Raw genomic sequence first — 26,229 nt, 5'->3', positions numbered from 1 at the left:
ATTGTCGCATTCCAGCAGCCAATGAAAAAGCGCCTCCCGTCGAGCGAGAAGCGCTTCCATCGCGGTTTTGACCGTGGCTGCTATTCGACCAGATCGATCGTCTCGGTGGAACCGCCCGTGCAGGTATAGCAGCAGTCGGTGCAGGTCTGTGCGTTGCTTGGCCCAACGCCCCAATAGGTTTCCTGGTCGCCCTTGATCCAGGCGCCATAGCAGATCTTCTCGCCTTCGTTGCAGGAAAGCGCCATCGACTTGGCGTCGCCATCGTCGAGGACGTAGACTTCGCCGCCGCCCGGCCAGACATGGTTGCGATCCTGGCTGTAGAGCTCGACTTCGAGCGCATTTGGATGATTGTTGCGCATCGTGAAGGTGACTTCGGCGGCAAGCGCCGATTGTACTGATATAAGGCCGGCGAGCATTACGGCTGCCGCTGTTGCGAAAGTTCTGAATTTCATGGTGTTCCCCTGACCCGCCGCAAATCCACGGACGGTAGAATCGCACATAGCATGTGGAATATCAGTAGGATACATGGCGCCGCGCGTGCGAGCGGACTTTTTTTGGGGCCGATTGGCCGATCCTTGACATTTGTCGGGCAATGCCGATCTTCCACACGAAACCGGAGGATGGAAAATGCGCGCCAAGGAATTCGGCACGTGGTCGCGGAAGGCTGCAGAATGGGGCGTCGAATACCGTGACACATTGCGTGAGCGGCCGGTGCGGGCGCAGACCGGACCCGGCGAGATCGCGGCCCGGATCGCCGACAACGCGCCGGAGACAGGCCATGACATGGAGACGATCTTCGCGGATTTTGAAGCGATCATCGTGCCCGGCATGACGCATTGGCAGCATCCACGCTTCTTTGCCTATTTCCCGGCCAATGCCGCGCCGGTCTCGGTCGTCGCCGAATATCTGGTGACCGTGATGGCCGCCCAATGCATGCTGTGGCAAACCTCGCCGGCGGCAACCGAACTTGAAACCAAGGTGATGGACTGGCTGCGGCAGGCGCTGGGCCTGCCCGCGGATTTCACCGGCGTCATCCAGGATTCGGCGTCTTCGGCCACGCTCAACGCCGTGCTTGTCATGCGCGAGAAGGCGCTCGGCTGGAAGGGCAATGTCGAGGGGCTGGTGGGCAATGACCAGATCCGCATCTATTCCTCGAGCCAAGTCCACACCTCGATCGATCGCGCGATCTGGGTATCCGGTGTCGGCGAGCGGAACCTCGTGCGCATTCCGGTGACGGGAAAAAGCCGGGGAATGGATGTCGCCGCGCTGGAGACGGCGATCATCGCAGACCAGCAGGCGGGACTGTTGCCCGCCGGCATTATTGCCTGCGTCGGCGGAACGAGCGTCGGCGCCTGCGATAATATCGCCGAGGTCGCGGCTGTTGCGCGGAAACACGGGCTCTATCTCCATGTCGATGCGGCATGGGCCGGCTCGGCGATGATCTGCCCGGAATACAGAGTATTCTGGGACGGCATCGAGGGCGCCGATTCCATCGTCTTCAATCCGCACAAGTGGCTGGGTGCGAGCTTCGATTGCTCGGTGCAGTTCATCCGCAAGCCGGAGGAACTGGTACGGACGCTCGCCATCCACCCGGAATTTCTCAAGACCCATGGCCATGATGGGATCATCAACTATTCCGAATGGTCGGTGCCGCTCGGCCGCCGCTTCCGGGCGCTGAAACTGTGGTTCCTGTTGCGCTACCATGGGCTGGAAGGCCTGCGGGCGATGATCCGCAATCATGTCAAATGGTCGGAAATGGTTGCGGCGCGTCTGGCCGCCGAGCCCGATTTCGAGATCGTCACGGAGCCCTTCCTCTCCCTCTTCTCTTTCCGCCACAAGGGAGCGGGCGATCCGGATGCGCACAATCTCGCGCTGGTCAATGCGATCAACGACGATGGCCGCATCTACCTCACCCAGACCCGGGTCGATGGCGCGATCGTCATTCGTTTCCAGGCGGGGCAGTTCGATATGACAGAGGGCGATGCGAAGACGGCGGTCGATGTGATCATCGAGGTGTCGCGCAGGGCCTGAATTTGCCGCTGGACCCGGCCAGCGGCCGGATTCTATAAGCATCGGACCTCCAACCAGGATTTCTCCATGCCCGAATTGCCCGAAGTGGAAACCGTCCGCCGCGGACTGGCGCCCTTCATGGAGGGCCGGCGGATCAAGGAGCTGACGCTCAATCGGGCAGACCTTCGTTTTCCCCTGCCGGAGAAGTTCAAGGCCCGGGTCGAAGGACGCAAGGTGGAGCAACTGTCGCGGCGCGCAAAGTATCTCGTCATCAATCTGGAGGGCGATCTGTCCCTGATTGCTCATCTCGGCATGTCGGGTTCATTCCGCATCGAGGAACTGGAGAAGGCATCGCAGCCCGGCGCCTTCCACCGCGAACGCTCCAAGGACCAGGCGCATGATCACGTCGTGCTGAGGATAAGCCGGGATGCCGAGCCCGATACGCTGATCATCTATAATGACCCGCGCCGCTTCGGTTTCATGGACCTGATCGAGACATCGGCGATCGATACCTATCCGGCTTTCAAGGTGCTCGGCCCGGAGCCGACGGGCAACCATCTCTCGGCCCAATATCTGGCCGAACGGTTCAGGGCCAAGAAGGGGCCGATCAAGTCGGTCCTGCTCGACCAGACCGTCATCGCCGGGCTGGGCAATATCTATGTCTGCGAGGCGCTCTATCGCTCCCGCATCAAGCCGACGCGCGCGGCGATGTCGGTGGTCACTCCGACCGGAAAGCCATCTCGGCAGCTCGAGGATCTGACACGCGCCATCCGCGACGTGATATCGGAGGCGATCGAGGCGGGCGGCTCTTCGCTCAGGGACCATATCCAGACCGATGGCTCGCTCGGCTATTTCCAGCATCGCTTCCGCGTCTATGACCGCGAAGACAAACCCTGCCTCACGGAAGGCTGCGACGGAATCATCCATCGCATCACTCAATCGGGCCGGTCGACTTTCTATTGCCCCGTGTGCCAGAAATGAGGGCCGGGACTGTTTCCTGTTGGGGCGCCCGATAGCGCCGCAAGGGGCACAGAATCTTTTCCGCCGCTCATTGACGGGCAGGCACTTTGGGGCTATACGCCGCCCCACAGATTGAAAAGCCCGGTATCTGGCTTTTCTGATGCTCCCTCATCGCCTTGCATGAGGCCGCCCCTTCGGGGCCGCGGCGAAAGGGGCATGTTGGATCGAATGGATTAGAGAGAGACAGAAATGGCCAATACCCAATCGGCGAAGAAGGCGACCCGCAAGATCGAGCGCCGTACCGAAGTCAACAAGGCTCGCCGTTCGCGCGTCCGCACCTTCATCCGCAAGGTTGAAGAAGCGATCGCATCGGGCGACAAGACCGCCGCCGAAGCAGCGCTCAAGGCCGCTCAGCCGGAATTGCAGCGCGCCGCCACCAAGGGCGTCGTTCACCGCAATACCGCTTCCCGCAAGGTCTCGCGTCTCGCAGCCCGCGTGAAGGCAATCAGCGCCTGATTCCCGGTCTAAGACTGAAGTTCAAGAAGCCTGGCTGGTAGCCGGGCTTTTTCGCGTTTCTGGCGAGTGGTTGAAATCGTTGACTCTTTCAGGCCCTTTCGCTGACAATTGTGTGACAAAATAAATTGAAATAAATCAATCGCTTGCCCGAGGTTCTATTTTCTCTAGCCGACTAACCTTACGGCAGGCCGTCACAATCAGCAGTCAAGCGAAATTTTTATTTTCTGCTGATTCAGAGTGTTCAGCACAGGCAAAAACCGAATCCCTTTGATTCATTTGCGATTCTTTTTTCCGCTTTCGGGCCGCCAAAAACGGGTCTCAAATGTCAATGCCTTTCTCTTAACGGGAGGTAAAAATCCCTGTTGATTTGAGCCCCTGAACTTGCCTAAATGACTTCCAGAGCGGGCTTGAAAGACGGGGGCGTGCCAACCGGTAAACGGAAGGCGTGTGACTGATTTCAACCACCCGATCATGACGGAATGACGGCATTCCGATCCATCCTTGACCGGCGGGCGTTCGCGAACAACCGGGAAACCATGGTTTCCCCGGATGGCGGCTTATTCGTCTCACGAATGTGGTGAATGGAAGATCGGAGAAAGGAGAAGGCGAACCGGAAAAGTCCGGAACGAGGCTGTGCGGCATCGGGCCGGACGAGACGTTCCGAGGGGATGACATGGACATGACGTCCTGGGACCGGCCAACGAGGTCCGCCAGCAATTCCGTGGGGATGGATGCGGGTGGATGTGCAGGTTTCTAATGACACGAGCGGAGCCAATTCGGGCTTCGGCGAATTCGACATGTAGAAGGCGGCGACATGCATATGAATATTCTGGAGAAGAGCGTATTTTCCGCGGCGGAAAGTGCGCCGTTGTCTATAACAAAATCATCCGAAATCGACGGGGGGATTGCAGGCATGAAACAGGAGGCCTTGATTGAGCGATTCAGCGCAAAACTCAAGGCCAAGGTAGGGCCGGACGTCTATGCGAGCTGGTTCGGCCGCCTGAAGCTTCATTCGGCTTCCAAGAGCGTCATCCGCTTCACCGTGCCGACGACCTTCCTCAAGTCCTGGATCAACAACAGATACCTGGACCTCATGACATCGCTTCTCCAGGAAGAAGATTCCAGCATCCTCAAGGTCGAGATTCTGGTGCGCAGCGCGGCGCGGGCCGGACGCCCGGAAGAGCAGGCGCTGCCTCTGCCTGAAACGCAGATCTCCCAGCCGTCTCGCAAGCAGGCGACGCCGTTTTTCAGTGCGCCCAGTGCTGCGCCGAAGGAAAGCCCGAAGGTCCACAATCACACGCCGCTTTTCGGCTCGCCGCTCGACAGCCGCTATACGTTTTCGAGCTTTGTCGAAGGCGCCTCCAATCGCGTCGCGCTGGCCGCCTCGCGCACCATAGCGGAATCAGGTGCTGGTGCCGTGCGTTTCAATCCGCTCTTCATCCATTCGAGCGTCGGCCTCGGCAAGACGCATCTGCTGCAGGCGATTGCCGCAGCGGCGCTCGCCAATCCGCGCAGCCCGCGCGTCGTCTATTTGACGGCGGAATATTTCATGTGGCGCTTCGCCACCGCGATCCGCGACAATGACGCGCTGACGCTCAAGGAATCGCTGCGCAATATCGACGTGCTGATCATCGACGACATGCAGTTCCTGCAGGGCAAGATGATCCAGAACGAGTTCTGCCATCTGCTCAACATGCTGCTCGACAGCGCCAAGCAGGTCGTGGTGGCCGCCGACCGCGCGCCATGGGAACTGGAATCGCTCGACCCGCGTGTGCGCTCTCGCCTGCAGGGCGGCGTCAATATCGAGATGGACTCGCCTGATTTCGCCATGCGGCTCGAAATGCTCAAGCTCCGTCTCGCCCAAGCAAGACAGCAGGACTCGAGCATCGATATCCCCGAAGCTATTCTCGAACATGTCGCCACCAATGTGACGGCGTCGGGCCGCGAGCTAGAAGGCGCGTTCAATCAGCTGATCTTCCGGCTGTCCTTCGAGCCCAACCTGACGCTCGAGCGCGTGGACGAGCTTCTCGCCCACCTCGTCGGCGCGGGCGAGCCCAAGCGGGTGCGGATCGAGGATATCCAGCGCATCGTCGCCCGGCATTACAATGTGTCGCGACAGGAGCTCGTCTCCAACCGCCGGACCCGGGTCATTGTCAAGCCGCGTCAAATCGCTATGTATCTCTCCAAGACCATGACGCCGCGCTCTTTCCCGGAAATCGGCCGCCGCTTCGGTGGACGCGATCACACGACGGTTCTGCACGCGGTACGCAAGATCGAGGAACTGATTTCGGGTGACCAGAAGCTGTCACATGAGATTGAACTGCTGAGGCGCCTGATCAACGAGTAACGGATGACGACAGTCGCAAGTCTCATGATGTATGACCAGCCGGTCCGGATCCAGAGCGCCAATGATGCGCTCTGGATCGCGGTTCGGGATCGTTTGCGCGCTAAGGGCTTTGCGGCACCGGATGTATTGGATCGCAGCGGCGAATATCATAGCTACTGGCTTCTGCCGGACCTCGCGCTGGCGCAGACCTGCGGCTATCCCTATGTCAGCGAGCTCAAGGGCAAGGTCCGGCTGGTGGCGACGCCGGCGTTTTCCTATCCCGGCGGCAAGGGCGCGAAACGGGCAAGCTTCATCGTGGTACGCGAAGACAATCCGGCGCAAAGCCTCGTAGACCTGCGCGGACAGCGCGCGGCCATCAACGATTGGCTTTCGAATTCCGGCATGAACCTGTTGCGCATATCGGTGGCACCGCTTGCTGGTGGAAAGCCGTTTTTCTCCGACGTTGTCGTGACAGGCGGGCATCTCGCCTCGATCGCCGCTGTTCGCGAAGGCCGGGCGGATGTTGCCGCCATCGACAGCATCACCTGGGGCCTGCATGCCAGGCATGCGCCAGACAAAATCGCCGGTGTCAGGATATTGGCCGAGACCCCGATGGGGCCGGGGCTGCCCTATATCACGCGCTCCGATGCAAGCGACGAAGAAGTAGTGGCATTGCGGGATGCGATCTCGGATGCCTTGAGCGATCCAGCGCTTAAGGATGCGGTCGATGTGCTCGGCATATCTGGCATCGAATTCCTCGACGACACCGACTATGCCGAATTGGAGCGCTTCCGCGACGAAGCGCTCCGTCTGGGCTACCCGAAGGTCGCCTGATCGGCCCGGACGGTCGAGACCGTTTCCTGCGCGTCCACGGTTTCCGGATAATGCGGATGAACCGGATTGTGATGGACGCGGAAGAAATATTGCTTCGCGACATCCCAATAGCCGTTATAGACCAGCCCGCCGTTCAGCTTGACATAGGCGTCGCGGTTGGCCCGATAGAGGCCGGGGATTTTGTACCACGGCAGCGCAGGCTTGCTATGGTGCACGATATGCAGGTTGTTGTAGAGAAACAGCAGGCCGAAGGCCGGTGTGTTCTCGACGATGGCCGTGCGCTCTTCCTTCGTCTCGGCGAAATTGTGCTCGGCGAACGAGCGCAGCCGGGTAAAGGCCAGGCCCGCATAGGCAAAGCACAGCAGGTAGACCCAGAACGGCATGCCTGCGACCGCCATAACCCAGTAGAGCACGACGGCAACGCCGACGAGATGCGCCGACCAGCAGGGCACATGGCGGAAATCGCCGCGCAACAGTGCTGAAAACTCGTGACTCCAGAAGGCGGCGACCGCCACCGGAGGCCCGATGATCAACCGGCCGGGCAGGGTGTTGTTGACCTTGGTCAGAAGCCGCCCGAAGGCGCCAAGCCGCTGCCAGGTCGGGCCGGTCATATAGTAGGATTCCGGATCCTCGATCGGGTCCGTCAGCCATTCGTCATTGTGATGCTTGAGATGCGCCCGCTTGTAGAGCGGATAGGGCAGCCAGAGGCCGAGGGGAACCGAGCCGATCGCGTCGTTGATCCTGCGGCTGCGCGTGGGGTGGCCATGCAACACTTCATGCTGGAGGGAGCCATGCCAAGCAACGAGCCAGCCGCCGACCAGTACCAGCAGGACGGTCGGCACCGATTGCCAGAAATATGTCAGCGCCAGCCAGGCCGAGTAGATGAAGAGTGCAAGGAGAAATGTGGGCCATTCGACCGAGAAAGGGGATTTCTTGTTCCGCTTCACGGACGGGCTCGGTTCATCGAAATGAATCGTCGCCATGTGATTCCGAATAATAAGAATCAGGTTCTGAACGCGGAGAGCAGATCGTCCTGGCGCTACCTAATGACTATACATATGCACCCAAGCTTGCGCGACGGTCAAGAGCACTGTCAGCATCGGCGCCAAAAAATCTTGCAAAAAGAACGAATTGAGTACGACGGTGGCAGGATCATGCAGCGAGATCGGCGACGACCGCATCGAGAATGAGCATGCCCTGCGGCGTGCAGCGCAGGCGGGAATTACCGATGCGCTCTACGAAGCCGTGTTGAAGAAGGAAGTCTTCCCGCTCGGGATCGAGGCCGCGTCCGGACAGCGTCGACCATCGCGCGAGATCGAGGCCTTCACGCAGGCGCAGACCCATCAGCAGCATCTCGTCGGCCTGTTCGGCGGTTTCCAGCGCGTCGCGATCGACCATGCCATGGCCCTGCTCGTTGACGAGCTTCAGCCATTCCTCCGGCGTGCGGTGGGTAGCCGTGGCAAATTTGCGACCGCCCGATGTCAGCCGCCCATGTGCACCGGGGCCGATGCCGGCATAGTCGCCATAGCGCCAATAGGTGAGGTTGTGGCGGCTTTCGGCGCCCGGCTGGGCATGATTGGAAACCTCATAGGCCGGCATGCCGGCTGCCGATGTCACGGACTGGGTGATTTCATAGAGTTCGGCAGCGGCATCCTGATCGGGAATGATGATCTTGCCGGCCTTGTGCAGGCCGAAGAACGGCGTGCCTTCCTCGATCGTCAGCTGGTAGAGCGACAGGTGATCGACGGCGTAGGAAATCGCCTCGTTGAGTTCTCGCGTCCATTCGGCGCCGGTCTGGCCGGGCCGGGCGTAGATCAGGTCGAAGCTCATGCGCGGGAAGATTTCGCGCGCCAGCTTCACCGCGCGCAATGCGTCCTCGACATTGTGCAGCCGCCCAAGGAATTTCAGGTCGCGGTCGTTGAGTGCCTGCACGCCCAGCGACACGCGGTTGACGCCGGCGGCGCGATAACCACGGAAGCGCTCAGCCTCGACGCTCGATGGATTGGCCTCCATGGTGATCTCGATGCCGCCGGGCACATGCCAATGCTTGGCGATGCCGTTGAGGATCGCGTCCACTGTCTCCGGCTTCATCAGGGATGGCGTGCCGCCGCCCATGAAGATCGAGGTGACCGTGCGGCTTCCCGAGATCGCCCGCATGGCGGTCATCTCGGCGAGGAACGCCTTCACATAGGCATCCTGGTCGACGGCCACGTGGCGGACATGGCTGTTGAAATCGCAATAGGGACACTTGGCCGCACAGAACGGCCAATGGACGTAGACGCCGAAGCCCGGCTCACCCGAATCCGCCAGCAATGGTGCGTCCTTGATCAAGTTCAGCCTTCCAGGCAGGTTTCGACGAACAGCTTGAAGGCGCGGGCACGATGCGACAGCGCCTGCGCGTCACCCGGCTTCCAGCCATGCTTGGCCTCCGCTGGCATTTCGCCGAACGTCTGCTCGTAGCCGAGCGGCTGAAATACCGGATCATAGCCGAAGCCGAGATTGCCGCGCGGCGGCCAGACGATATGGCCTTCCACCTCGCCACGGAAAATCTCGGTATGGCCATCCGGCCAGGCGAGGCAAAGCACGCTGACGAACCGCCCGGTGCGCTTATCAGGCGTGGTCGCACCCTTCTCGGCCAGCGCTTTCTCGACCTTCTGCATGGCCATGTTGAAATCGCGGCTGCCGTCTTCGCGCTCCGCCCAATTGGCGGTGTAGACGCCCGGTGCGCCATCCAGCGCATCGACCGCAAGCCCGGAATCGTCAGAGAGTGCGGGTAGGCCCGAGGCCATTGCGGAAGCAAGCGCCTTGATCCGGGCATTCTCTTCGTAGGTCGTACCTGTCTCGTCCGGTTCGGCGAATTTGAGGTCGGCCGCCGACTTCGCCTCGAAGCCCAGCGGCCCGATCAGGTCGCGGATTTCACTGATCTTGCCCGCATTGTGGCTGGCAACCACGATCGTCTTGGTATCGAGCTTGCGCATTCAAAGTCCCCAGATGCGAGCTTCGGTGAATTCGAGCGAATTGCCCGCCGGATCGCGAAAATAGATCGAGCGCCCGCCCTGCGGCCACTCCATGTCGGATTCGATTTCGACGCCCGCCGCCGTCAGCCGGTCGCGCCAACCGTCCAATTCATCGGCCTCGGCCTTGAAGCAGAGATGACCAGGCCCATGCGCGCCATGTGGCGGCACCGGCAGCTGGCCGACCTTGTAGGGAATGATGGTCTCGGCCGGGTTGAAGATCAGCAGCACGCCCGGACCGCATTTGAAGAAGACGTGCCGGTTGCCCGCCCGCGCGATCTTTTCCAGCCCCAGGACATCGGCATAAAAGCGCTCGGCGGCATCGAGATCGCTAGCATAGAGTGCGGATTCGAGGATTTGTGCCGGCGCCTTTGCCATCTTCCTTCTCTGGCATCCCTCTCAGGCGATCGCCTGCTTCTGCATTTCGACCAGTTCGGACACGCCCTGCTTGGCGAGACCCATCAGCGTATGGAGTTCTTCCTCGCTGAACGGGGCGCCTTCCGCGGTGCCCTGGATCTCCACGAAGCCGCCGGTGCCGGTCATGACGAAATTCGCATCCGTCTCGGCCGAGGAGTCTTCGAGATAATCGAGGTCCAGAACCGGCTGGTTGGCGAAGATGCCGCAGGAAATGGCCGCGACGTGGTCCTTCAGGACCTTCTCGACCTTCAGCATGTTGCGGGCTTCCATCCACTTCAGGCAATCGTGAAGCGCGATCCAGCCGCCGGTGATCGATGCCGTGCGGGTGCCGCCATCGGCCTGGATGACATCGCAATCGACCGTGATCTGGCGTTCGCCGAGCGATTCCAGGCTGACCACGGCGCGCAGCGACCGGCCGATGAGACGCTGGATCTCCTGCGTGCGGCCGCCCTGCTTGCCGGATGTCGCCTCGCGGCGCATGCGGTCGCCGGTCGAGCGCGGCAGCATGCCGTATTCGGCGGTCACCCAGCCCTTGCCGCTGTTGCGCAGCCATGCCGGCGGCTTTTCCTCGACGCTTGCGGTGCAAAGCACATGGGTGTCGCCGAACTTGACCAGGCAGGAGCCTTCGGCGTGCTTGGAGAAGCCGCGCTCGAAGCTTACCTTGCGCATTTGGTCTGTCTTCCGTCCGGATGGCCGCATGTCTTCCTGCTCCTGATCTCTTCAAAGCATGCCTCATAAGCGGACGGGGTCGGTTTTGCAAAGGAAAAGGGTTGAAATTCCTTTTGCGTGGACGCTGGAACAACTATATTCCAAGCCATGGGAATGAGTAGGTCACTGGCATGAAGGGTATGGACGAGCGGTCCGGTGAAATCTTCCGGCGGATCGTCGAAAGCTATCTGGGCAGCGGCGAGCCTCTGGGCTCCCGTTCGTTGTCGCGTCTGCTGCCCATGTCGCTGTCGCCGGCGTCGGTGCGCAATGTAATGAGCGATCTGGAAGAGCTGGGGCTTATCTATTCACCGCATACATCCGCCGGCCGGCTGCCGACCCAGTTGGGCCTGCGCTTCTTCGTGGACGCCTTCATGCAGGTCGGCCATCTCTCGGAGGAGGAGCGGCTGCAGATCGATCGCCAGATTCGGCCCCCCAATCGCGACTTCCCCGTCGAGAGCGCACTCAACGAAGCGAGCCAGATCCTGTCTTCCGTATCGCGCGGGGCGGGTCTGGTGATCACCGCCAAGAGCGATACGCTGGTCAAGCATGTCGAATTCATCCGGCTGTCGCCTGAAAAGGCGCTCGCCGTGCTGGTCGGCGACCAGGACGAGATCGAAAACCGCATCATCTCGCTGCCAACTGGCACGACGTCTTCGCAACTGACGGCGGCGGCGAATTTTCTCAACGCGCATCTCTCGGGCTTGACGCTGGCCGAGGCGCGCGTGCGCATCGACAAGCTCAAGGAAACCATCCGCGCCGAGCTTGACCAGCTTTCGAGCGATCTGGTCGAGCGTGGCCTCGCCGTATGGTCCGGTGGCGCCAATGATGGCCGCTCGGCGCAGCTCATCGTGCGAGGGCGCGCCAACCTGCTCGAAGGGGTCGAGGGTGCCGAGGATATCGACCGGTTGAGATTGCTTTTCGACGACCTCGAAAAGAAGGAATCGCTTTCCGACATCCTCAACCTTGCCGAAGGCGGGCAGGGCGTGCGGATATTCATCGGATCGGAGAACACGCTGTTTTCGATGTCCGGTTCCTCGCTGATCGTCGCACCCTACAAGAACAGCGAGGACCGCATCATCGGCGCCGTCGGCGTGATCGGTCCGACCCGGCTCAACTATTCCCGCGTCGTGCCGATGGTCGACTACACCGCCCAGCTCATATCGCGGCTCGCCGGCAAGACGCCCTGAACCAAGCACTTTGCGGCACGTTTCTTGCTCTTAAGCCTTGATTTTTTGACGGCAAAGCTCGATATCCGCAGCAACCCAAGCAAGATAGAGAACTTTCGGAGACCGTGATGACGGACGACAACAAGAACGCTTACGAAACGGAGGCCCAGGAAGCCGTGGCCGGTGCTGAGACGCCCGACGCTGCCCAGGCCGCCGATGCGCAGGCTGAAGCGCCCGCCGAACTCGATCCCATCGAGGTATTGAAGGCCGAGAATGCCGAGCTGAAGGACAAGTTCCTGCGGCTGGCCGCCGAGATGGACAATCTTCGCCGCCGCACCGAGCGCGAAGTGAAGGACGCCAAGACCTATTCCGCCGCCGCCTTCGCGCGCGACATGCTGTCCGTATCGGACAATCTCCGCCGTGCGCTGGACGCCATTCCGGCGGAAGCCCGCGCCGCCGGCGATGCCGGCTTTCTGGCACTGGTCGAAGGTGTCGAGATGACCGAGCGCGCCATGCTTTCGGCACTCGAGCGCCATGGCGTCAAGAAGATCGAGCCCGCCGGCCAGAAATTCGACCCGCATTTCCACCAGGCGATGTTCGAGGTTCCCAATGCGGACCTGCCGAACAACACCGTGATCCAGGTCGTGCAAGATGGCTACGTGATCGGCGAGCGCGTGTTGCGCCCCGCCATGGTCGGCGTTTCCAAGGGCGGCCCCAAGGCCGAAGCGCCCAGCGCCACCGAGAACGCGGGCTGATCAAGGCCTCAGGCGACAACCGGCGCTGATATCGCCTTCAGCACCGCGACCGCTTCGGCCGGCGAGAGCTTCACTTGAAGCCCGCGCTGGCCGCCATTCATATAGACCAGTTCATGCGCCATCGCTTCGGCTTCGAAGACCGTCGGCACGGCCTTCTTCTGGCCGAACGGCGAGATGCCGCCGACGACGTAACCGGTAACCTTCTCCGCATTCGCAGGCTTCATCATGTTGGCGGACTTGCCCTTGAAGGCCGCCGCGAGCTTCTTCATGCTTACCTCGCGGTCGGACGGCACGACGACGCAGACCGGCTTGCCATCCACCTCTGCCATCAGCGTTTTCAGCACGATCGACGGCGAGACTCTGAGCGATTCCGCCGCCTGCATGCCGATCTTGTCGGCATCCGGATCGTAGTCGTAGGTCAGGACCTCGAATGTGGCCTTGGCAGCCGCAAGCGCCAGCGTGGCACGGGTGGACTTGGACATGCTCAACTCGCCCGCTTCTCCAGGATTGCTTCATAGATGGCCGGCTTGAAGCCGTTCAGGATCGTCTCGCCGGCAATCAACACCGGCCGTTTGATCATCGTCGGCTCGCGGGTCATCAGCGAAATCGCCTTGTCCTCGTCAAGGCCGGCCTTGTCGGCATCGGGCAGTTCCTTGAATGTGGTGCTCGCCTTGTTGAGCACCTTCTCCCAGCCGACGCTGTCGCACCAGGCTTTGACGACCTTCGTATCGATGCCTTCGGCGCGGTAATCGTGAAAGTCATAGGCGATGCCGTGCGACTTCAGCCAGTCGAAGGCCTTCTTCATCGTGTCGCAGTTCTTGATCCCGTAGATTCTGACCGTCATTCGCCCATTCCTATGCCTCTATTCCGCCTGTCTTTATCACAAAGCACAGCGCGGAAAAGTCCAGGCGAGATGCACTATTTCGTGTTTCTACTTCAGCGATTCTTAACGGCAGAAAGGCTAGATAGCGGGCAGCCGTCCTTCCTCCGCTGGCGGCTTCCGGGGACACTTGATGGAATCGACCTCCGCCCTATCCTTCCTGTTGCCGATCATGATGGTGACATTCTCAGCCGTGTTCGTGGTTCTGTCGCGCTTCAATGTGCCGTCGGGCAGGGCGTGGGGATTGGGCTTCGGTTTCAGCGCGCTCGGATTCATGGCGTCGGTCGTGCCGCTGCCGGTGGAAATCGGCGCGCTTTCAGGTGATGCTTTCTTCGTCGCGGGCTTCTTCTTCTATGCCGAGGCTCTCCTCGTACAGTTTTCGATGCCGCTCTACCGGCGCGAACGCGCGGCGTTCATGCTGGCCTATCTTCTCATCGACCTCTATGTCGTGCTCGTCGAGCGCAGCCTGCATGCCGAACTCTTTCTCAACGATGTCGCCACCTCCTGCCTGCTCGGTTTCGCCCTGCTGAAGGTGATGGACCGCGCGACCAAGCTCGCCGACCGTGCGCTGATCGTCATGAGCAGCCTTGTGGTGCTCGACACATTGGCGCGGGTCATGGTGTTCGTCTTCTTCGTCAAATCGAGCGATCGGCTGGAGGATTTCGCGACGTCGTCATACGCCTGGGCCATGCAGATCACGACCAGTGCGGTCGGCCTGCTCTTTGCGCTCTCCGTTTTGGGTTCGATCACCGCGGCCACGCTTCTGCGCTATCGCGATGCAGCCGACCGCGACCCGCTGACGGGCCTTTATAACCGGCGCGGCTTCGATGGCGCGCTGGCGCCGAAGAAGCATTCCGGGCGGTATGAGGGTACTGTGCTGATCTGCGATATCGATCATTTCAAGCAGGTCAACGACCGTTTCGGGCATGGTGCAGGCGATCGGGTGATCGCCGAGCTGGCGGCCGAACTCGGCAACAGCCTGCCCGCCCACGCCATCTCGGCACGCTTCGGCGGTGAGGAATTCGTGATCTTCATTCCGGGTGCCAGCCTTGCCGAAGGCGGCGTGCTGGCGCAATCGATCCGGATCCGTTTCGCGGCGCGGGACTGGCGCCACATTGCCATCGACCGGCAGATCACCGTGAGTTTCGGCGTCGCCACGATCGGCGAAAGCGAAGCCTCGCCGGTGGAAGCCATGGTCAGGGCAGACGAGTGCCTTTATGCCGCCAAGGCCGCCGGTCGCAACCAGGTCGTGCTCGAAGGCGGCCGCTTCGAGCTTCGCTCTGCACCTGAACAGCTCATCGAAGCCGCTGAGCGCCTCCGTGCCGCCAACGCCTGAATGTTGCAGGCGCATCGATCAATTCCTCAGCGGCCATAGAAATTCATAGCGCCCCTGTCCCAGCAGGCTGTGGATAAGCCATACCTCGTTCACCGTCCATGTAATCGGGGTTGGAAGCTGGTGATCCTCGATCGGCGCATGGTGATAGAGCAGCGTCATATGCGGCCGGAACGTCGGATTGTAGCCGATGTCCAGGCCGACGCCATAGAGTGCATCGGCTAGTCGTGCCGTGAGCTTCAGCAGCCCGATGTTTTCGCCATTACTGCACAAGACGACAGGCCGCGCCGCTTCTTGCTTGAAGGTCATGATGCGGTCGAACGTGATGGTAAAGGGCTCGAAACGGGCCTTGTCGATCGCCTCCCTTGCCGTGAAAATCATGCTGTCTTCCAGATCTTCGCTGTGGCCAAGATTGATCAGACTCACATGGAGCCGCCTGGATGACAACGGCTGACGATGGGCGCGATACATGTCTCGGATATCCCGGGCGACGGTATGCACCTGACGGGCGGTTGCCTCGTCCGGGCGCAGCGCGGTAAACAGATTGCTGCCCGTGGGCCGCCTTGTCGGCGGCTTCGGTCCCGATCCAAAGTCGAGTTGATTGAGCATGGGAAGTCTCCTCGGGGCACGCAGAGAAGTCTAATCCATAACGCCAGAATTTCAAGAACAAAGAGTGAACATATTTCAAGGCAGAACTGTTGACATTGCAAGAATCGGGTGGAATTCTGGGCCTGCAAGCACCATCTTAGGGACAAGTTGAAACGAGGAGTCTCTGATATGAGCCGGAAAATTCAGCACTATCATATCTTCGAAACCGCCGGCGGCTTCTGCGGCATTGCGTGGAATGACGCGGGCATCACGCGCTTCCAACTGCCGACCAGCACCCATGATGGCACTGAACGCCTGCTGCTGCGCCGCATCGCCGGTGCGGAACCCGCGACGCCGCCTGCGGAAGTGGCTGACACCATTACAGCTGTGAAGCGTTATTTCGCCGGCGAGACGGTGGATTTCTCTGATGTGAAGCTCGATCTCTCCAGTCAGGACGATTTCTTCAAGGAGATCTACGCCGCCGCCCGTCGTATCGGATGGGGTCATACGACCACCTATGGCACGCTTGCAAAGGAACTTGGCGCAGGACCGGAAGCGGCGCGCGACGTCGGCGAGGCGATGGCGAAGAACCCCGTTGCGCTGATCATTCCCTGCCACCGCGTGCTGGCGGCCGGCAACAAGATTGGCGGCTTCTCGGCGCCGGGCGGCTCGAATTCCAAGCAGCGCATGTTGGAACTCGAGGGCGTCCAGGTCGCGCCGCCCAAGCCGGTGCAGCAATCGCTGGCTCTCTGAGGCGCGACGCTTGCAAATCCAGACGATCATGGCAGATCACGCCATCGGCCCCATCCATATCGTGGCCGATGGCGGCAGGCTGATCGCGATGGAGTTCGGCGATACCGAGCACCGGCTGATGCCGATGCTGCGGGCACGATTCGGCAAGGAGCCGATGCTGGAACCGGTGGACGACTTGAACGAGATCACATCCGCCATCCGCGCCTATTTCGAAGGCGATCTCGCGGCGCTTGACGCCATCGAGGTCGATGGCGGCGGCACGGAGTTCCAGCGCCGCGCTTGGGAAGCCTTGCGCGCCATCCCACCCGGCGAAACCCGCACCTACGGCCAGATGGCCGCCGCACTCGGCAGGCCGAATGCCGCCCGCGCGATCGGGATGGCCAATGCGCTGAACCCCGTCAGTCTCGTCGTGCCCTGCCACCGCCTGGTCGGCAGCAATGGATCGCTGACCGGCTATGGCGGCGGCATCGCGCGCAAGCGCTGGCTGGTCGACCACGAGCGGCGCCATGCATCGCAGATACAATTGCGCGTGGTGGCATGAAGAGTGTTTTGCTTTTCAGAACCGGAAACGGCTAAACAAGACCGTCGAATATCGGTACATCGGCACGACGCGCCGTCGCGGCGGCTTGACGCTGTCGGTGGCGCGACGATGATACGCAAAATACTTCGCGGGAGTACATAGTGACAAAGCCAAACTACTACGCGCCGAAAGGCGGCTCGCCGGCGCAGACGGAACTGCTCACCGGCCGCGCGGTCTTCACCGAGGCCTATGCGGTGATCCCCAAGGGCGTGATGATGGACATCGTCACCAGCTACCTGCCCTTATGGACCGGCACGCGTCTCTGGATCATCGCCCGCCCGCTTTCCGGCTTTGCGGAAACCTTCTCACAATACATCATGGAAGTCGCACCGGGCGGCGGCAGCGACCAGCCGGAGCTGGATCCAAAGGCCGAGGGCGTACTCTTCGTCACGGAAGGTGCGGTGACAGTCGAGCTCGGAGGTGAGACGCACACGCTCCACCCCGGCGGCTATGCCTTCCTGCCGCCTTCGAGCGCTTGGAAACTTCGCAATAATGGATCGGATGCAGCGCGCTTCCACTGGATCCGCAAGGCTTACGAGGTGGTGCCAGGCTTGGACGCCCCAGAGCCGATCTTCGCCAACGAGCAGGACGTCGCACCGCTGCCGATGCCGGGGACGGAAGGCAAGTGGGCCACGACACGCTTCGTCGATCCGCTCGACCTGCGCCACGATATGCATGTCACGATCGTCACCTTCGAACCCGGCGCCGTCATCCCGTTCGCCGAAACCCATGTGATGGAACACGGCCTTTACGTACTGGAAGGCAAGGCGGTCTATCGGCTCAACCAGGACTGGGTCGAAGTCGAGGCGGGCGATTTCATGTGGCTGCGCGCCTTCTGCCCCCAGGCCTGCTACGCCGGAGGCCCGGGGAAGTTCCGGTATCTGCTGTACAAGGATGTCAACCGGCACATGAAGCTGGGGCGGTAGGGGCGTGATCTGGCGGTCGTCCCGCCGTTCATGCAGCGACTGCACCATAATTCATATGTTTCAGGTCCTGTAGCAGGCTCGGGCCGGTCGGCTCCCAGCCCAGCTTCTCACGCGTCCATTCGCTCGATGCGGGCAGGTCGAGGGCGGCGAAATGCGCAAACGGCCCATAATACTCGGCAACCTGCTCGGGCGGCAGTGAGCGCACCGGAATGCCGAGGCCGGCTGCTATCACCTCCGCGATCTCGCGAGCCGGGATGCCCTCTTCGGCAACCGCGTTATAACGTGCTCCAGCTTCGTGTTGCTCAAGCGCAAGACGATACAGTCGGGCGACATCGGCGACATGGGCCGCGGACCAGCGGGTATTGCCTTCGCCCACATAGGCGACGTAGCCCTTCGCGCGGGCGATCCTGATCATCGGCGTGATCAGCCCCTGCTTCTCGGTGTCATGAACCTGCGGCAGGCGGACGACCGCGACGCTCACACCCCTTGCCGCAACGGTTTCGCCGGTCAGCTCGGATAGTCGTCGCGGGTTCGGGTTGTCGCGGTCGAACGACTGCTCGATCGCAAGCTCGCCGGGGCCGACATTTCCCATCCCCACGCCCGACGTAATCAGGAACGGTTTGCCCGATCCGGAAAGCACGTCGCCGATCGCCTCGATCACGCGCCGGTCCTTCTCGCAGTTCGCGAGAAACCTGGTGAAGTCATGATCGAATGCGGTGTGGATGACCGCGTCGGCTTGGGCCGCGCCCCGCGCCAGGCTCTCGGGCTCCGCCAGGCTGCCGCGGTACACATCGGCGCCGGCTCGGGTGAGCGCCGCGGCGCCGTCATCGGAGCGGGTCAGGCCCAGCACCCGATGGCCGGCAGCAATGAGTTCAGGCACGATTCTTGAGCCGATAAAGCCGGTCGCGCCGGTAAGGAAAACACGCATGGAGGCACCTTTCTGGTTGTTCGACCAGAGAAATGGACCTACATTCTTTCCTGTTAAAGTAGTGATCTTATACCGGTATAATCACCAACAGGATAGCCATGGCCATCGACGCCACGAATTCACTGGGTGTTTATCTGCGCGATCGGCGCATTCGGCTCGATCCCGTCGCGTTCGGATTGACCGGTGGTCGCCGCCGAACGCCGGGCTTGCGTCGGGAGGAGGTCGCGCAGCGCGCCAATATCAGTTCAACCTGGTACACCTGGCTGGAGCAGGGGCGCGGCGGGGCGCCGTCGGCCGATGTGCTCGATCGCATTGCAAAGGGCTTGATGCTGACCGAGCCCGAACGCGAGCATCTCTTCATGCTCGGGCTCGGCCGTCCTCCAGAGGTGCGCTACAAGCCGACCGACGGCGTGACGCCGCGGCTGCAGCGCGTACTCGATGCCCTCGACACCAGTCCGGCATTCATCAAGACAGCGACATGGGACGTCGTCGCCTGGAACCGCGCCGCCGCAGCCGTACTGACGGACTATGGCCAGCTTCCTCGCGAACAGCGCAACATCCTGCGGCTCATGTTCGGCAATTCGCGCGTCCGGGCCATCCAGGAGGATTGGGAGAGCGTCGCCCGTTACGTGGTGGGCTCTTTCCGTGCCGACGTTGCGCGCGCCGGCGCCACCGAGGAGGTTACTCAGCTCGTCGATGAGCTATCGCGAGCAAGTGCGGAGTTCGAGAGATTCTGGCGTGATAACGAGATCGCCGCTCATAACGATGGGCTCAAGCGTATCCACCACCCCGAAGTCGGCCTGCTGGAACTGGAATTTTCGACCTTCGCCGTCGACGGCCGTCCCGAGCTCGGCATGGTGATTTACAATCCCGTCACCGCTGTGGACACCGAGCGGATCCGGTCACTCATCGCCGCGCGTTGAAAGGTGAGACCCTAGCCCCGCGAGAAGCGGAGCATACGCGGCGAGCCTGCGGGATACGAACTCCGTGAAGAGCCGCACGCGCTTCGTCTTGCGTGTCTCCCCCTGGGTGAGAAGCCAGAGCGTTCCGTACATGTGCAGGTCGGTGCCCGGCACCCTCACCAGTAGTGGGTCGGCATCTCCGACGAAGCACGGCAGTGTCGTGATCCCCAGCCCTTGCCGTACGGCCGCGATCTCCGCCGCGGCGTCCGTGACCCTGAAGGGAACCCCCGTGGTACGAACCTCACCCTCGCTGGCCCAATCCGGAATGCCATGCATGCTTATCACGATCCAACGGATAGGATCAGGGGCGCCCGCACGCCATGCGACCAGCCGATCGCGAGACATGTAGACGCCGCCGAACAGCTCCGGTCCTTTTAAGCCGTGAAGATTGAGAGGCAGGGTTTTGCGGTCGTAGACGACGCGGATCGCGATGTCGGCCTCCCGGTTGGTCAGATTTGCCAGCTCCCCGGACGACAGGATTTCCATCTCGATATCAGGATGCAGACGCACGAAATCGGCGAAGTCCGGCATGAGCAGGTGCGTCGCGAGGATCGGTGTCAATGTCACTCGCAGAAGACCGCGCACGCTCTGGTCGCGCCCAAAGACGCGCGTCTCCAGCTGGTTCGACGATGCTTCCATCTGGTTCGCGAGCTCGAGGACCTCCTCGCCCGCAGCCGTCAGGCGGTAGCCCGAAGGCAGCTTTTCGAACATCTGCGCCCCGAGGCGTTCCTCGAGCTGTGCGATGCGTCGCAGCACGGTCGCGTGGTTCACACCAAGGCGCTTGGCGGCAGCCCGCACTGATCCTCCGCGCGCCGCGGCAAGAAAGTAGCGAATGTCATCCCAGTCGATCATGGTGCAATCCAGCACCGCGCGGTGCGCCTTCCAAAGCCCGTATCCAACGCATCGTACAGCAGTATGGGCGGTCATCATAGCTTATGCGACGGGCACGGCCCAATTCCGAACGGCGCACGCCGATCGTCACGGCTAGCGTCAGTCGCGTAGCCGGATCGATTTTGCACCACCGATGTGCGCGTTTCCGCACTCAACAACCAATGCCGTCGGACCCATTTCGAGGGTGCTCGGGAGCGTCCCCGAACAAGCAAAGACGGAGCAAAGGACAAGTCATGGGAAAGCTAGACGGTAAGGTTGCAGTCATCACGGGTGGATCGAGCGGCATGGCGCTGGCAAGCGCGAAGCGGTTCGTTGAAGAAGGCGCCTATGTTTTCATCACGGGCCGGAGACAGGAGGCGCTCGACGAGGCCGTCAAGCTGATCGGCCGCAACGTGACCGGCGTGCGCGGCGACGCGTCCAATCTCGACGACCTCGACCGCCTGTTCGATACGGTCAGCCGCGAAAAGGGCAGGATTGACATCCTGTATGCGAGCGCCGGCGTGGGCGAAGCCGCGCCACTGGGCGAGATTACCGAGCAGCACTTCGATGCGGCCTTCAACCTGAATGCGCGCGGCACGCTGTTTACGGTCCAGAAGGCGCTGCCTCTGTTCAACGATGGCGGATCGATCTTCATGACCGGGTCAGTTGCTTCGATCAAAGGTTTTCCCGGTTACAGCGTCTATGCGGCGAGCAAGGCGGCGCTGCACGCATTCGCGCGCGGCTGGCTCAACGAACTGAAGGGTAGGAATATCCGCGTGAACGTGCTGCACCCGGGGCCGATCGCCACACCCATGCAGGACCAGGTTCTCACCGAGGAGGCGAAGCTGATGTTCGAATCCCTGATCCCGCGGGGAAAGATGGGTCGTTCCGAGGAAATTGCGGCGGTGGCGCTGTTTCTTGCTTCAGACGATTCGAGCTTCGTGAATGGCGTGGAGTTGTCTGTCGACGGCGGCTTCTCGGCCATCTGAACTCGCGCCGGATCGCGGGAAGTGGCTGACCACAGCGAACGGATAACCCGGCGCCGTTGAGGGCCGGGGAATCAATATCAACACGGATCGGAGAAACATTATGAGCTACGCAATTGTAGGATTCGGTAAGATAGGCCAGGCTCTCGCCCACGCCTTCGCCCGTAAGAACATCAAGGTGACTGTGGCGAGTCGCCGGCCGCCCGAGGCGTTGGCGCCGCAGGCCCGGGCGATTGGACCCACGGTCGTCGCCAAGTCGCTGCGGGATGCGCTCGAGGCCGACACGATCATCCTGGCCGTCCCGTTTGGGGAACACCGCGAGGTCGCGAAGGCCCTGCCGAGCTGGAAAGGCAAGACAGTCATCGACGCAATGAACGCGTTTCCTGTCCCTGAAGAGCTGAACGGCCTCGTGTCCTCTGCCTTCGTTGCGAAGTCGTTCACCGGCGCCAAGTTCGTGAAAGGCTTCAATCACCTGATTGCGGCCAACCTGGCTACCGATCCGGTCGCCGAGGGCGGCCACCGGGTCGTCTTTCTGTCTGGTGAGGACGAGGACGCGACCGCTTCCGTGGCGGCCCTGGCCAAACAACTCGGGTTCGCACCCGTCAAGCTTGGAAAGCTCAACGAGGGTGGCGCGCTGGTGCACGCACGCGGCCGCACCTGGGGGCCGCTCATCTTCCAGGATTTGTTCAAGAAGGAGCAGTAATCGATCTACGACCGTGTAATCGACGCCGAGAATGGGTCGCGCGCTAACCTTTTTCGAGCAGCGCGCGACCGAATATATGAAGGCCACACGAGACATGATGCCGCGCCCCTGGGCAGGATAGAATCAATCCCCAAGCTATCCGTGGCGGTTAAGGTGCTATCCCTAATGCGTTCAGTTCTTGTATTGCTTGCGAAACTTAATCGGGGTGAAACCGGTTTCGCGGCTGAAAAACTTAGCGAAATTGGTTGCCTCCGCGAAACCGAGGCCTTCTGCGATAAGGTAGATGGGTCTGTTGGTATGGACCAGGAGCCGTTTGGCTTCCAAGGTGATGCGAGCCGTGATGGCACTTTTGGCGCTTTGCCCGGTCGCCTCTAACGCCGCTCGCGTCAGGCTTTTCTCGGTACAGCCCAGAGCTGCCGCATAGGCGGATACCTGATGCCAGCCGGCATGGTTCTGTTCGATTAGCCTGCGAAACCTGGCATAACGCTGCACACCCGGGCTTTGTGCGACGTCAATGCCCATGTGCTTGTCCTGCAGGATGGCAAGGCGCAGAAGCAGGGCACAAAGTTCGTATCGTAAGAGCGCGTGTAGATCCTTGGGCGGGGCGGGGCTCGCGGCGTCCTGCTGCATCCTGGTGATCGCCTCATTCACAGCGCCGAAATCGGCAGCGAATAGGGATAGGTGATCCGGTAGCCGATCCAGACGCAGGACAGGCAGCAGATCGGCAGTCGTTTGCGTCTCCGATGGGAGGAATTCTGCGCGGAACAGGACCATCCACCCGTCCCAGCCTTTATCACTACCGAAACTGTGAACCTGCCCGGGCCTCAACACGAGGAGGGATCCGGCCGCGCAATGGACCGGCTGGAAGTCCACGACCTGGGTCACCGCACCCTCGGTCACGCAGATCAGCGTGTGGAAGGAATAATGATACAGCGCCAGGATTTGCTCGGAGGTCACGCGGCGCCGCAAGTCCGAAAAATGAAATATCTCAACATCCAGATCGCGCCCACTCGGACGGTAACTGAGTTGATCCAGCTTCGCTCGGCTCTTTGTCATTCGCGTTGCGCCAACTCCGATCGAACATGTCCGATAAGTATCATATTTCGGCGATTATGAACCACGACAGAATGGGATGCTACCCATTATTATCGCTCTTATGAACTGCGAAGGGCACTTCGCAGCAGATTTCAACATCTGCAAATGAGAGACCGAAATGACTACTATCGACATCGGAAAAGCTTATATCAAAGCCGTCCAGACCGGCGATCAGGCCACGCTTGGCGAACTGCTTTCGCCCCAGGTCATTTGGCATCAGCCGGGCGATAACCAGTTCTCAGGAACCAAGAACGGCATTGCCGAATTTGGTGCCATGATGGGCGCCATGATGGCAAAGTCTGGCGGTAGTTTCGCCATCACCCATGCCCATCGCTATCTCGCCAACGGCGACCTGGTTGCCATCGAGATCGAGTTTGTCGGTCAACGCGAAGGCGCCAAGGTCGACCAGCCCGGTATCGATCTGCTGCGCATGCAGGATGGCAAGATCGTCGAAGTCTGGCTGTTCTCCTCCGATCCGGAAGAAGAGGACCGGTTCTGGGGCAAATAGGTCACCGCATCTGGAGCAGCGGAACGAAAGCGGCCCTGCTCCAACTACTTGTCCATTTTCCGGAGCTTCGCGATGAGTGCGAATCAATGGAGATTTATCGATATCTATCGCGTCGAGAACGGCAAATTGGTTGAGCACTTGGATGCGAATGCCTGATACGCGCGCAAACAACAATCCGATGTTCTAGGTGTTTAGTCGGGACATGCCCGATAGCGTCCCCAAATATAGCGGCTATTTGCCGAGCGACTTGGCGGTCGGGAAAATGATCATGGGTGGTTTGTAGGGCACTCAAAAATCGCTGCGTTTCAACGAAAGAATACGATTCCCTACCCCAGGCTGCGTTAAACCCCTACTCCCACTCGATTGTCCCGGGCGGCTTGCTGGTCACGTCGTACACGACGCGATTAATTCCCCGCACCTCGTTGATGATCCGGGTTGCCGCGCGGCCGAGGAAGTTCATGTCGTACTGGTAGAAATCCGCCGTCATGCCGTCTACGGAGGTGACGGCGCGGAGTGCGCAGACGAATTCGTAGGTGCGGCCGTCGCCCATCACGCCGACGGTCTGGACCGGGAGCAGCACGGCGAAGGCCTGCCAGATCTTGTCGTAGAGGCCCGCCTTGCGGATCTCGTCGAGATAGACGGCGTCGGCTTCGCGCAGGATTTCGAGTTTCTCACGGGTTATGCCGCCGGGGCAGCGAATCGCCAGGCCCGGACCGGGGAACGGATGGCGGCCGATGAAGCTCTCGGGCAGGCCGAGTTCCTTGCCGAGCACGCGCACCTCGTCCTTGAACAGTTCGCGCAAGGGTTCGACGAGCTGCATGTTCATACGCTCGGGCAGGCCGCCGACATTGTGGTGCGACTTGATGGTGACCGAGGGGCCGCCGGAATAGGAAACGCTTTCGATCACGTCCGGATAGAGCGTGCCCTGGGCGAGGAACTCCGCGCCGCCGAGTTTCTTGGCTTCCTCTTCGAACACTTCGATGAACAGTCGGCCGATCGTCTTGCGCTTCTTCTCGGGGTCGCTCTCGCCTTCCAGCGCATTGATGAACATGTCGCTGGCATCGACATGGATCAGATGCAGGTTGTAATGCTCGCGGAACATCGCGACGACGTCGCGCGCCTCGTTCTTGCGCATCAGGCCATGATCGACCAGCACGCAGGTCAGTTGGTCGCCGATCGCTTCGTGAATCAGCAATGCCGCGACCGAGGAATCGACGCCGCCTGAAAGCGCGCAAAGCACGCGGCCGTCGCCGACCTGGTTGCGGATCGCCTCGACGGCGCGGGCGCGATAGGCCGACATCGTCCAATCGGCGGGAATGCCGGCGATCTTGTGCACGAAGTTGGCAAGCAGCTTGGCGCCGTCGGGCGTGTGCACCACTTCGGGGTGGAACATCGTCGTATAGTAGCGTTTGGCCTCATTGACGGTGATGGCGAAGGGCGCGTTCTCTGAAACGCCGATCACCTCGAAGCCCTCGGGCGCGCGGGTCACGCGGTCGCCATGGCTCATCCAGACGGGGTATTTCTTGCCGACTTCCCAAACGCCTTCGAACAGCGGGCTCGCTTTGAGGATTTCCACGTCGGCACGTCCGAATTCTCGGGCATGGCCGCCTTCCACCTGTCCGCCAAGCTGGATCGCCGTCGTCTGCTGGCCGTAACAGATGGCGAGGATCGGCAGGCCGGAATCGAACACCACCTGCGGCGCCCGTGGGCTGCCCTCGTCGAGCACTGAGTGCGGGCTGCCCGACAGGATCACCGCCTTGGGGCGCAGCCTGTGGAAGGCTTCTTCGGCGGACTGGAAGGGAATGACTTCGGAATAGACGCCTGCCTCGCGCACGCGCCGGCCGATGAGCTGTGTCACCTGGCTGCCGAAATCCACGATGAGAACGGTATCGGAATGAGCTGTCTGGGTCATGTCGGGCCTATAAAGAAGGAAAGTCCTGATGGCAACGGGGATCGTCAGCGTTTGGACAGTTTTCCCAGCAGTTCGGAGAGGAGAGCGAATTCGTCGCTGCCGATGCGCTCGCGATAACCGGATTCGATCTCGATCTTGATGCGGTTGGCGTCCTTCATCGCCGCCCGGCCCGCTTCGGTGAGGCGGACGATCCGGCTGCGTTTGTCATCGGCATCGGGCACGCGTTCGAGAATGCCGTCATCTTCCAACCCGTCCACGAGCTGCTGGATCGCTTGCTTGGAAATGCCGATGCGGTCCACCAGCGAGCCCTGCTTGGTGCCTTTCGGCGCGATGTGGCCAATCAACGAGGACCGGGCCGCAGTGAACCATCCGTGACCTGCCGCCTGCATGCGCGCCACGAATTCGAGATTCCACTCGTTGCTGGCCTGCCAGAGCCGCCAACCGATATGATCCGGGAATTTATCGTCAAGCATCTTGACTAATATCCTGCTTCGATCTA

29 protein-coding genes are annotated in these 26,229 nt (G+C 61.1%); 15 read left to right on the top strand and 14 right to left on the bottom strand.

What is annotated here, in order from left to right; translation table 11 throughout:
• Window positions 1-80: 80 nt before the first annotated feature.
• Window positions 81-452, bottom strand: coding sequence for a hypothetical protein (locus ACSQ26_RS21710; protein WP_436012551.1), 372 nt, complete (start codon window positions 450-452; stop codon window positions 81-83).
• 175 nt (window positions 453-627) lie between these two features.
• On the opposite strand from ACSQ26_RS21710, the gene ACSQ26_RS21705 reads away from it, so the two are divergent.
• The 5 genes from ACSQ26_RS21705 (at window position 628) to ACSQ26_RS21685 (ending at window position 6,646) form a co-directional block, all read left to right on the top strand.
• Entirely contained in the window at window positions 628-2,031 is a 1,404-nt protein-coding gene (locus tag ACSQ26_RS21705) for a pyridoxal phosphate-dependent decarboxylase family protein (RefSeq protein WP_436012549.1), read from the top strand.
• Between the two features lie 66 nt (window positions 2,032-2,097).
• Complete coding sequence (gene mutM, locus ACSQ26_RS21700) at window positions 2,098-2,991, top strand: bifunctional DNA-formamidopyrimidine glycosylase/DNA-(apurinic or apyrimidinic site) lyase (RefSeq protein ID WP_436012547.1); 894 nt, start codon at window positions 2,098-2,100, stop codon at window positions 2,989-2,991.
• 228 nt (window positions 2,992-3,219) lie between these two features.
• A complete protein-coding gene (rpsT, locus tag ACSQ26_RS21695; protein WP_258159830.1) occupies window positions 3,220-3,486 on the top strand; it encodes a 30S ribosomal protein S20 in 267 nt (88 codons plus the stop codon).
• Between the two features lie 913 nt (window positions 3,487-4,399).
• Complete coding sequence (gene dnaA / locus ACSQ26_RS21690; protein ID WP_436012545.1) at window positions 4,400-5,833, top strand: chromosomal replication initiator protein DnaA; 1,434 nt, start codon at window positions 4,400-4,402, stop codon at window positions 5,831-5,833.
• Window positions 5,834-5,836: 3 nt separating this feature from the next.
• Window positions 5,837-6,646 (top strand): phosphate/phosphite/phosphonate ABC transporter substrate-binding protein, encoded by an 810-nt coding sequence (locus ACSQ26_RS21685; protein WP_436012543.1) that lies wholly within the window; start codon window positions 5,837-5,839, stop codon window positions 6,644-6,646.
• Here the strand turns inward: ACSQ26_RS21685 and ACSQ26_RS21680 are convergent.
• The 5 genes from ACSQ26_RS21680 to rph all read right to left on the bottom strand — a co-directional run bounded on the left by ACSQ26_RS21680 (window position 6,628) and on the right by rph (window position 10,776).
• Complete coding sequence (locus tag ACSQ26_RS21680; protein WP_436012541.1) at window positions 6,628-7,629, bottom strand: fatty acid desaturase; 1,002 nt, start codon at window positions 7,627-7,629, stop codon at window positions 6,628-6,630. The genes ACSQ26_RS21685 and ACSQ26_RS21680 overlap by 19 nt on opposite strands.
• Before the next feature lie 169 nt (window positions 7,630-7,798).
• Complete coding sequence (gene hemW, locus ACSQ26_RS21675) at window positions 7,799-8,983, bottom strand: radical SAM family heme chaperone HemW (protein WP_436015402.1); 1,185 nt, start codon at window positions 8,981-8,983, stop codon at window positions 7,799-7,801.
• Window positions 8,980-9,624, bottom strand: a complete 645-nt coding sequence (locus ACSQ26_RS21670) for a non-canonical purine NTP pyrophosphatase (RefSeq protein ID WP_436012539.1) — start codon at window positions 9,622-9,624, stop codon at window positions 8,980-8,982. Before ACSQ26_RS21670 ends, hemW begins: the two co-directional genes overlap by 4 nt.
• Complete coding sequence (locus ACSQ26_RS21665) at window positions 9,625-10,038, bottom strand: VOC family protein (RefSeq protein WP_436012537.1); 414 nt, start codon at window positions 10,036-10,038, stop codon at window positions 9,625-9,627.
• Between the two features lie 21 nt (window positions 10,039-10,059).
• Complete coding sequence (gene rph / locus ACSQ26_RS21660; RefSeq protein WP_436012535.1) at window positions 10,060-10,776, bottom strand: ribonuclease PH; 717 nt, start codon at window positions 10,774-10,776, stop codon at window positions 10,060-10,062.
• A gap of 140 nt (window positions 10,777-10,916) precedes the next feature.
• Here rph and hrcA point away from each other — a divergent pair, with 140 nt between their 5' ends.
• Window positions 10,917-11,972 carry a heat-inducible transcriptional repressor HrcA gene (gene hrcA, locus ACSQ26_RS21655; RefSeq protein ID WP_436012533.1) on the top strand — a complete coding sequence of 352 codons (1,056 nt, stop codon included), beginning with the start codon at window positions 10,917-10,919 and terminating at the stop codon, window positions 11,970-11,972.
• A 107-nt stretch (window positions 11,973-12,079) separates the two neighbouring features.
• On the top strand, window positions 12,080-12,706 hold the full coding sequence (gene grpE / locus ACSQ26_RS21650) for a nucleotide exchange factor GrpE (protein ID WP_436012531.1): 627 nt from the start codon (window positions 12,080-12,082) through the stop codon (window positions 12,704-12,706).
• Window positions 12,707-12,714: 8 nt separating this feature from the next.
• On the opposite strand, the gene ybaK is transcribed toward grpE, so the two are convergent.
• Together ybaK and ACSQ26_RS21640 are read right to left on the bottom strand one after the other, a co-directional pair.
• Window positions 12,715-13,188, bottom strand: coding sequence for a Cys-tRNA(Pro) deacylase (gene ybaK / locus ACSQ26_RS21645; RefSeq protein ID WP_436012529.1), 474 nt, complete (start codon window positions 13,186-13,188; stop codon window positions 12,715-12,717).
• Between the two features lie 2 nt (window positions 13,189-13,190).
• Window positions 13,191-13,550: an arsenate reductase gene (locus ACSQ26_RS21640; RefSeq protein WP_436012527.1), complete on the bottom strand. Its 360-nt coding sequence runs from the start codon at window positions 13,548-13,550 to the stop codon at window positions 13,191-13,193.
• A gap of 169 nt (window positions 13,551-13,719) precedes the next feature.
• Here ACSQ26_RS21640 and ACSQ26_RS21635 point away from each other — a divergent pair, with 169 nt between their 5' ends.
• Window positions 13,720-14,922, top strand: coding sequence for a GGDEF domain-containing protein (locus ACSQ26_RS21635; RefSeq protein WP_436012525.1), 1,203 nt, complete (start codon window positions 13,720-13,722; stop codon window positions 14,920-14,922).
• An 18-nt stretch (window positions 14,923-14,940) separates the two neighbouring features.
• Here the strand turns inward: ACSQ26_RS21635 and ACSQ26_RS21630 are convergent, their stop codons facing one another.
• Complete coding sequence (locus ACSQ26_RS21630) at window positions 14,941-15,528, bottom strand: 2'-5' RNA ligase family protein (RefSeq protein ID WP_436012523.1); 588 nt, start codon at window positions 15,526-15,528, stop codon at window positions 14,941-14,943.
• Window positions 15,529-15,696: 168 nt separating this feature from the next.
• On the opposite strand from ACSQ26_RS21630, the gene ACSQ26_RS21625 reads away from it, so the two are divergent.
• From ACSQ26_RS21625 to ACSQ26_RS21615, 3 genes are all read left to right on the top strand, one after another.
• Entirely contained in the window at window positions 15,697-16,260 is a 564-nt protein-coding gene (locus ACSQ26_RS21625) for a methylated-DNA--[protein]-cysteine S-methyltransferase (protein ID WP_436012521.1), read from the top strand.
• A 10-nt stretch (window positions 16,261-16,270) separates the two neighbouring features.
• Window positions 16,271-16,801, top strand: coding sequence for a methylated-DNA--[protein]-cysteine S-methyltransferase (locus tag ACSQ26_RS21620; RefSeq protein WP_436012519.1), 531 nt, complete (start codon window positions 16,271-16,273; stop codon window positions 16,799-16,801).
• A gap of 140 nt (window positions 16,802-16,941) precedes the next feature.
• A complete protein-coding gene (locus tag ACSQ26_RS21615) occupies window positions 16,942-17,766 on the top strand; it encodes a bifunctional allantoicase/(S)-ureidoglycine aminohydrolase (RefSeq protein WP_436012517.1) in 825 nt (274 codons plus the stop codon).
• Between the two features lie 28 nt (window positions 17,767-17,794).
• On the opposite strand, the gene ACSQ26_RS21610 is transcribed toward ACSQ26_RS21615, so the two are convergent.
• On the bottom strand, window positions 17,795-18,694 hold the full coding sequence (locus tag ACSQ26_RS21610) for an SDR family oxidoreductase (protein WP_436012515.1): 900 nt from the start codon (window positions 18,692-18,694) through the stop codon (window positions 17,795-17,797).
• A gap of 98 nt (window positions 18,695-18,792) precedes the next feature.
• On the opposite strand from ACSQ26_RS21610, the gene ACSQ26_RS21605 reads away from it, so the two are divergent.
• A complete protein-coding gene (locus ACSQ26_RS21605) occupies window positions 18,793-19,617 on the top strand; it encodes a helix-turn-helix transcriptional regulator (protein WP_436012513.1) in 825 nt (274 codons plus the stop codon).
• Here ACSQ26_RS21605 and ACSQ26_RS21600 read toward each other — a convergent pair.
• Entirely contained in the window at window positions 19,597-20,508 is a 912-nt protein-coding gene (locus ACSQ26_RS21600; protein ID WP_436012511.1) for a LysR family transcriptional regulator, read from the bottom strand. The genes ACSQ26_RS21605 and ACSQ26_RS21600 overlap by 21 nt on opposite strands.
• Window positions 20,509-20,780: 272 nt before the next feature.
• Here ACSQ26_RS21600 and ACSQ26_RS21595 point away from each other — a divergent pair, with 272 nt between their 5' ends.
• Together ACSQ26_RS21595 and ACSQ26_RS21590 are read left to right on the top strand one after the other, a co-directional pair.
• Window positions 20,781-21,515, top strand: a complete 735-nt coding sequence (locus tag ACSQ26_RS21595; protein ID WP_436012509.1) for an SDR family NAD(P)-dependent oxidoreductase — start codon at window positions 20,781-20,783, stop codon at window positions 21,513-21,515.
• 100 nt (window positions 21,516-21,615) lie between these two features.
• Complete coding sequence (locus ACSQ26_RS21590) at window positions 21,616-22,215, top strand: NADPH-dependent F420 reductase (protein ID WP_436012507.1); 600 nt, start codon at window positions 21,616-21,618, stop codon at window positions 22,213-22,215.
• A 171-nt stretch (window positions 22,216-22,386) separates the two neighbouring features.
• Here ACSQ26_RS21590 and ACSQ26_RS21585 read toward each other — a convergent pair whose 3' ends face one another.
• Complete coding sequence (locus tag ACSQ26_RS21585; protein ID WP_436012505.1) at window positions 22,387-23,271, bottom strand: helix-turn-helix domain-containing protein; 885 nt, start codon at window positions 23,269-23,271, stop codon at window positions 22,387-22,389.
• A gap of 157 nt (window positions 23,272-23,428) precedes the next feature.
• Here ACSQ26_RS21585 and ACSQ26_RS21580 point away from each other — a divergent pair, with 157 nt between their 5' ends.
• Window positions 23,429-23,818, top strand: coding sequence for a nuclear transport factor 2 family protein (locus ACSQ26_RS21580; RefSeq protein ID WP_436012503.1), 390 nt, complete (start codon window positions 23,429-23,431; stop codon window positions 23,816-23,818).
• A 349-nt stretch (window positions 23,819-24,167) separates the two neighbouring features.
• On the opposite strand, the gene guaA is transcribed toward ACSQ26_RS21580, so the two are convergent.
• Both guaA and ACSQ26_RS21570 read right to left on the bottom strand, forming a co-directional pair.
• Window positions 24,168-25,730, bottom strand: a complete 1,563-nt coding sequence (gene guaA / locus ACSQ26_RS21575; protein WP_436012501.1) for a glutamine-hydrolyzing GMP synthase — start codon at window positions 25,728-25,730, stop codon at window positions 24,168-24,170.
• 44 nt (window positions 25,731-25,774) lie between these two features.
• Window positions 25,775-26,203 carry a MarR family winged helix-turn-helix transcriptional regulator gene (locus tag ACSQ26_RS21570; RefSeq protein WP_436012499.1) on the bottom strand — a complete coding sequence of 143 codons (429 nt, stop codon included), beginning with the start codon at window positions 26,201-26,203 and terminating at the stop codon, window positions 25,775-25,777.
• Window positions 26,204-26,229 lie beyond the last annotated feature (26 nt).

Source organism: Rhizobium sp. LjRoot254 (assembly GCF_964254105.1).
GTDB lineage: Bacteria > Pseudomonadota > Alphaproteobacteria > Rhizobiales > Rhizobiaceae > Rhizobium_E.
This window is presented reverse-complemented; position numbering and strand designations above follow the sequence as displayed.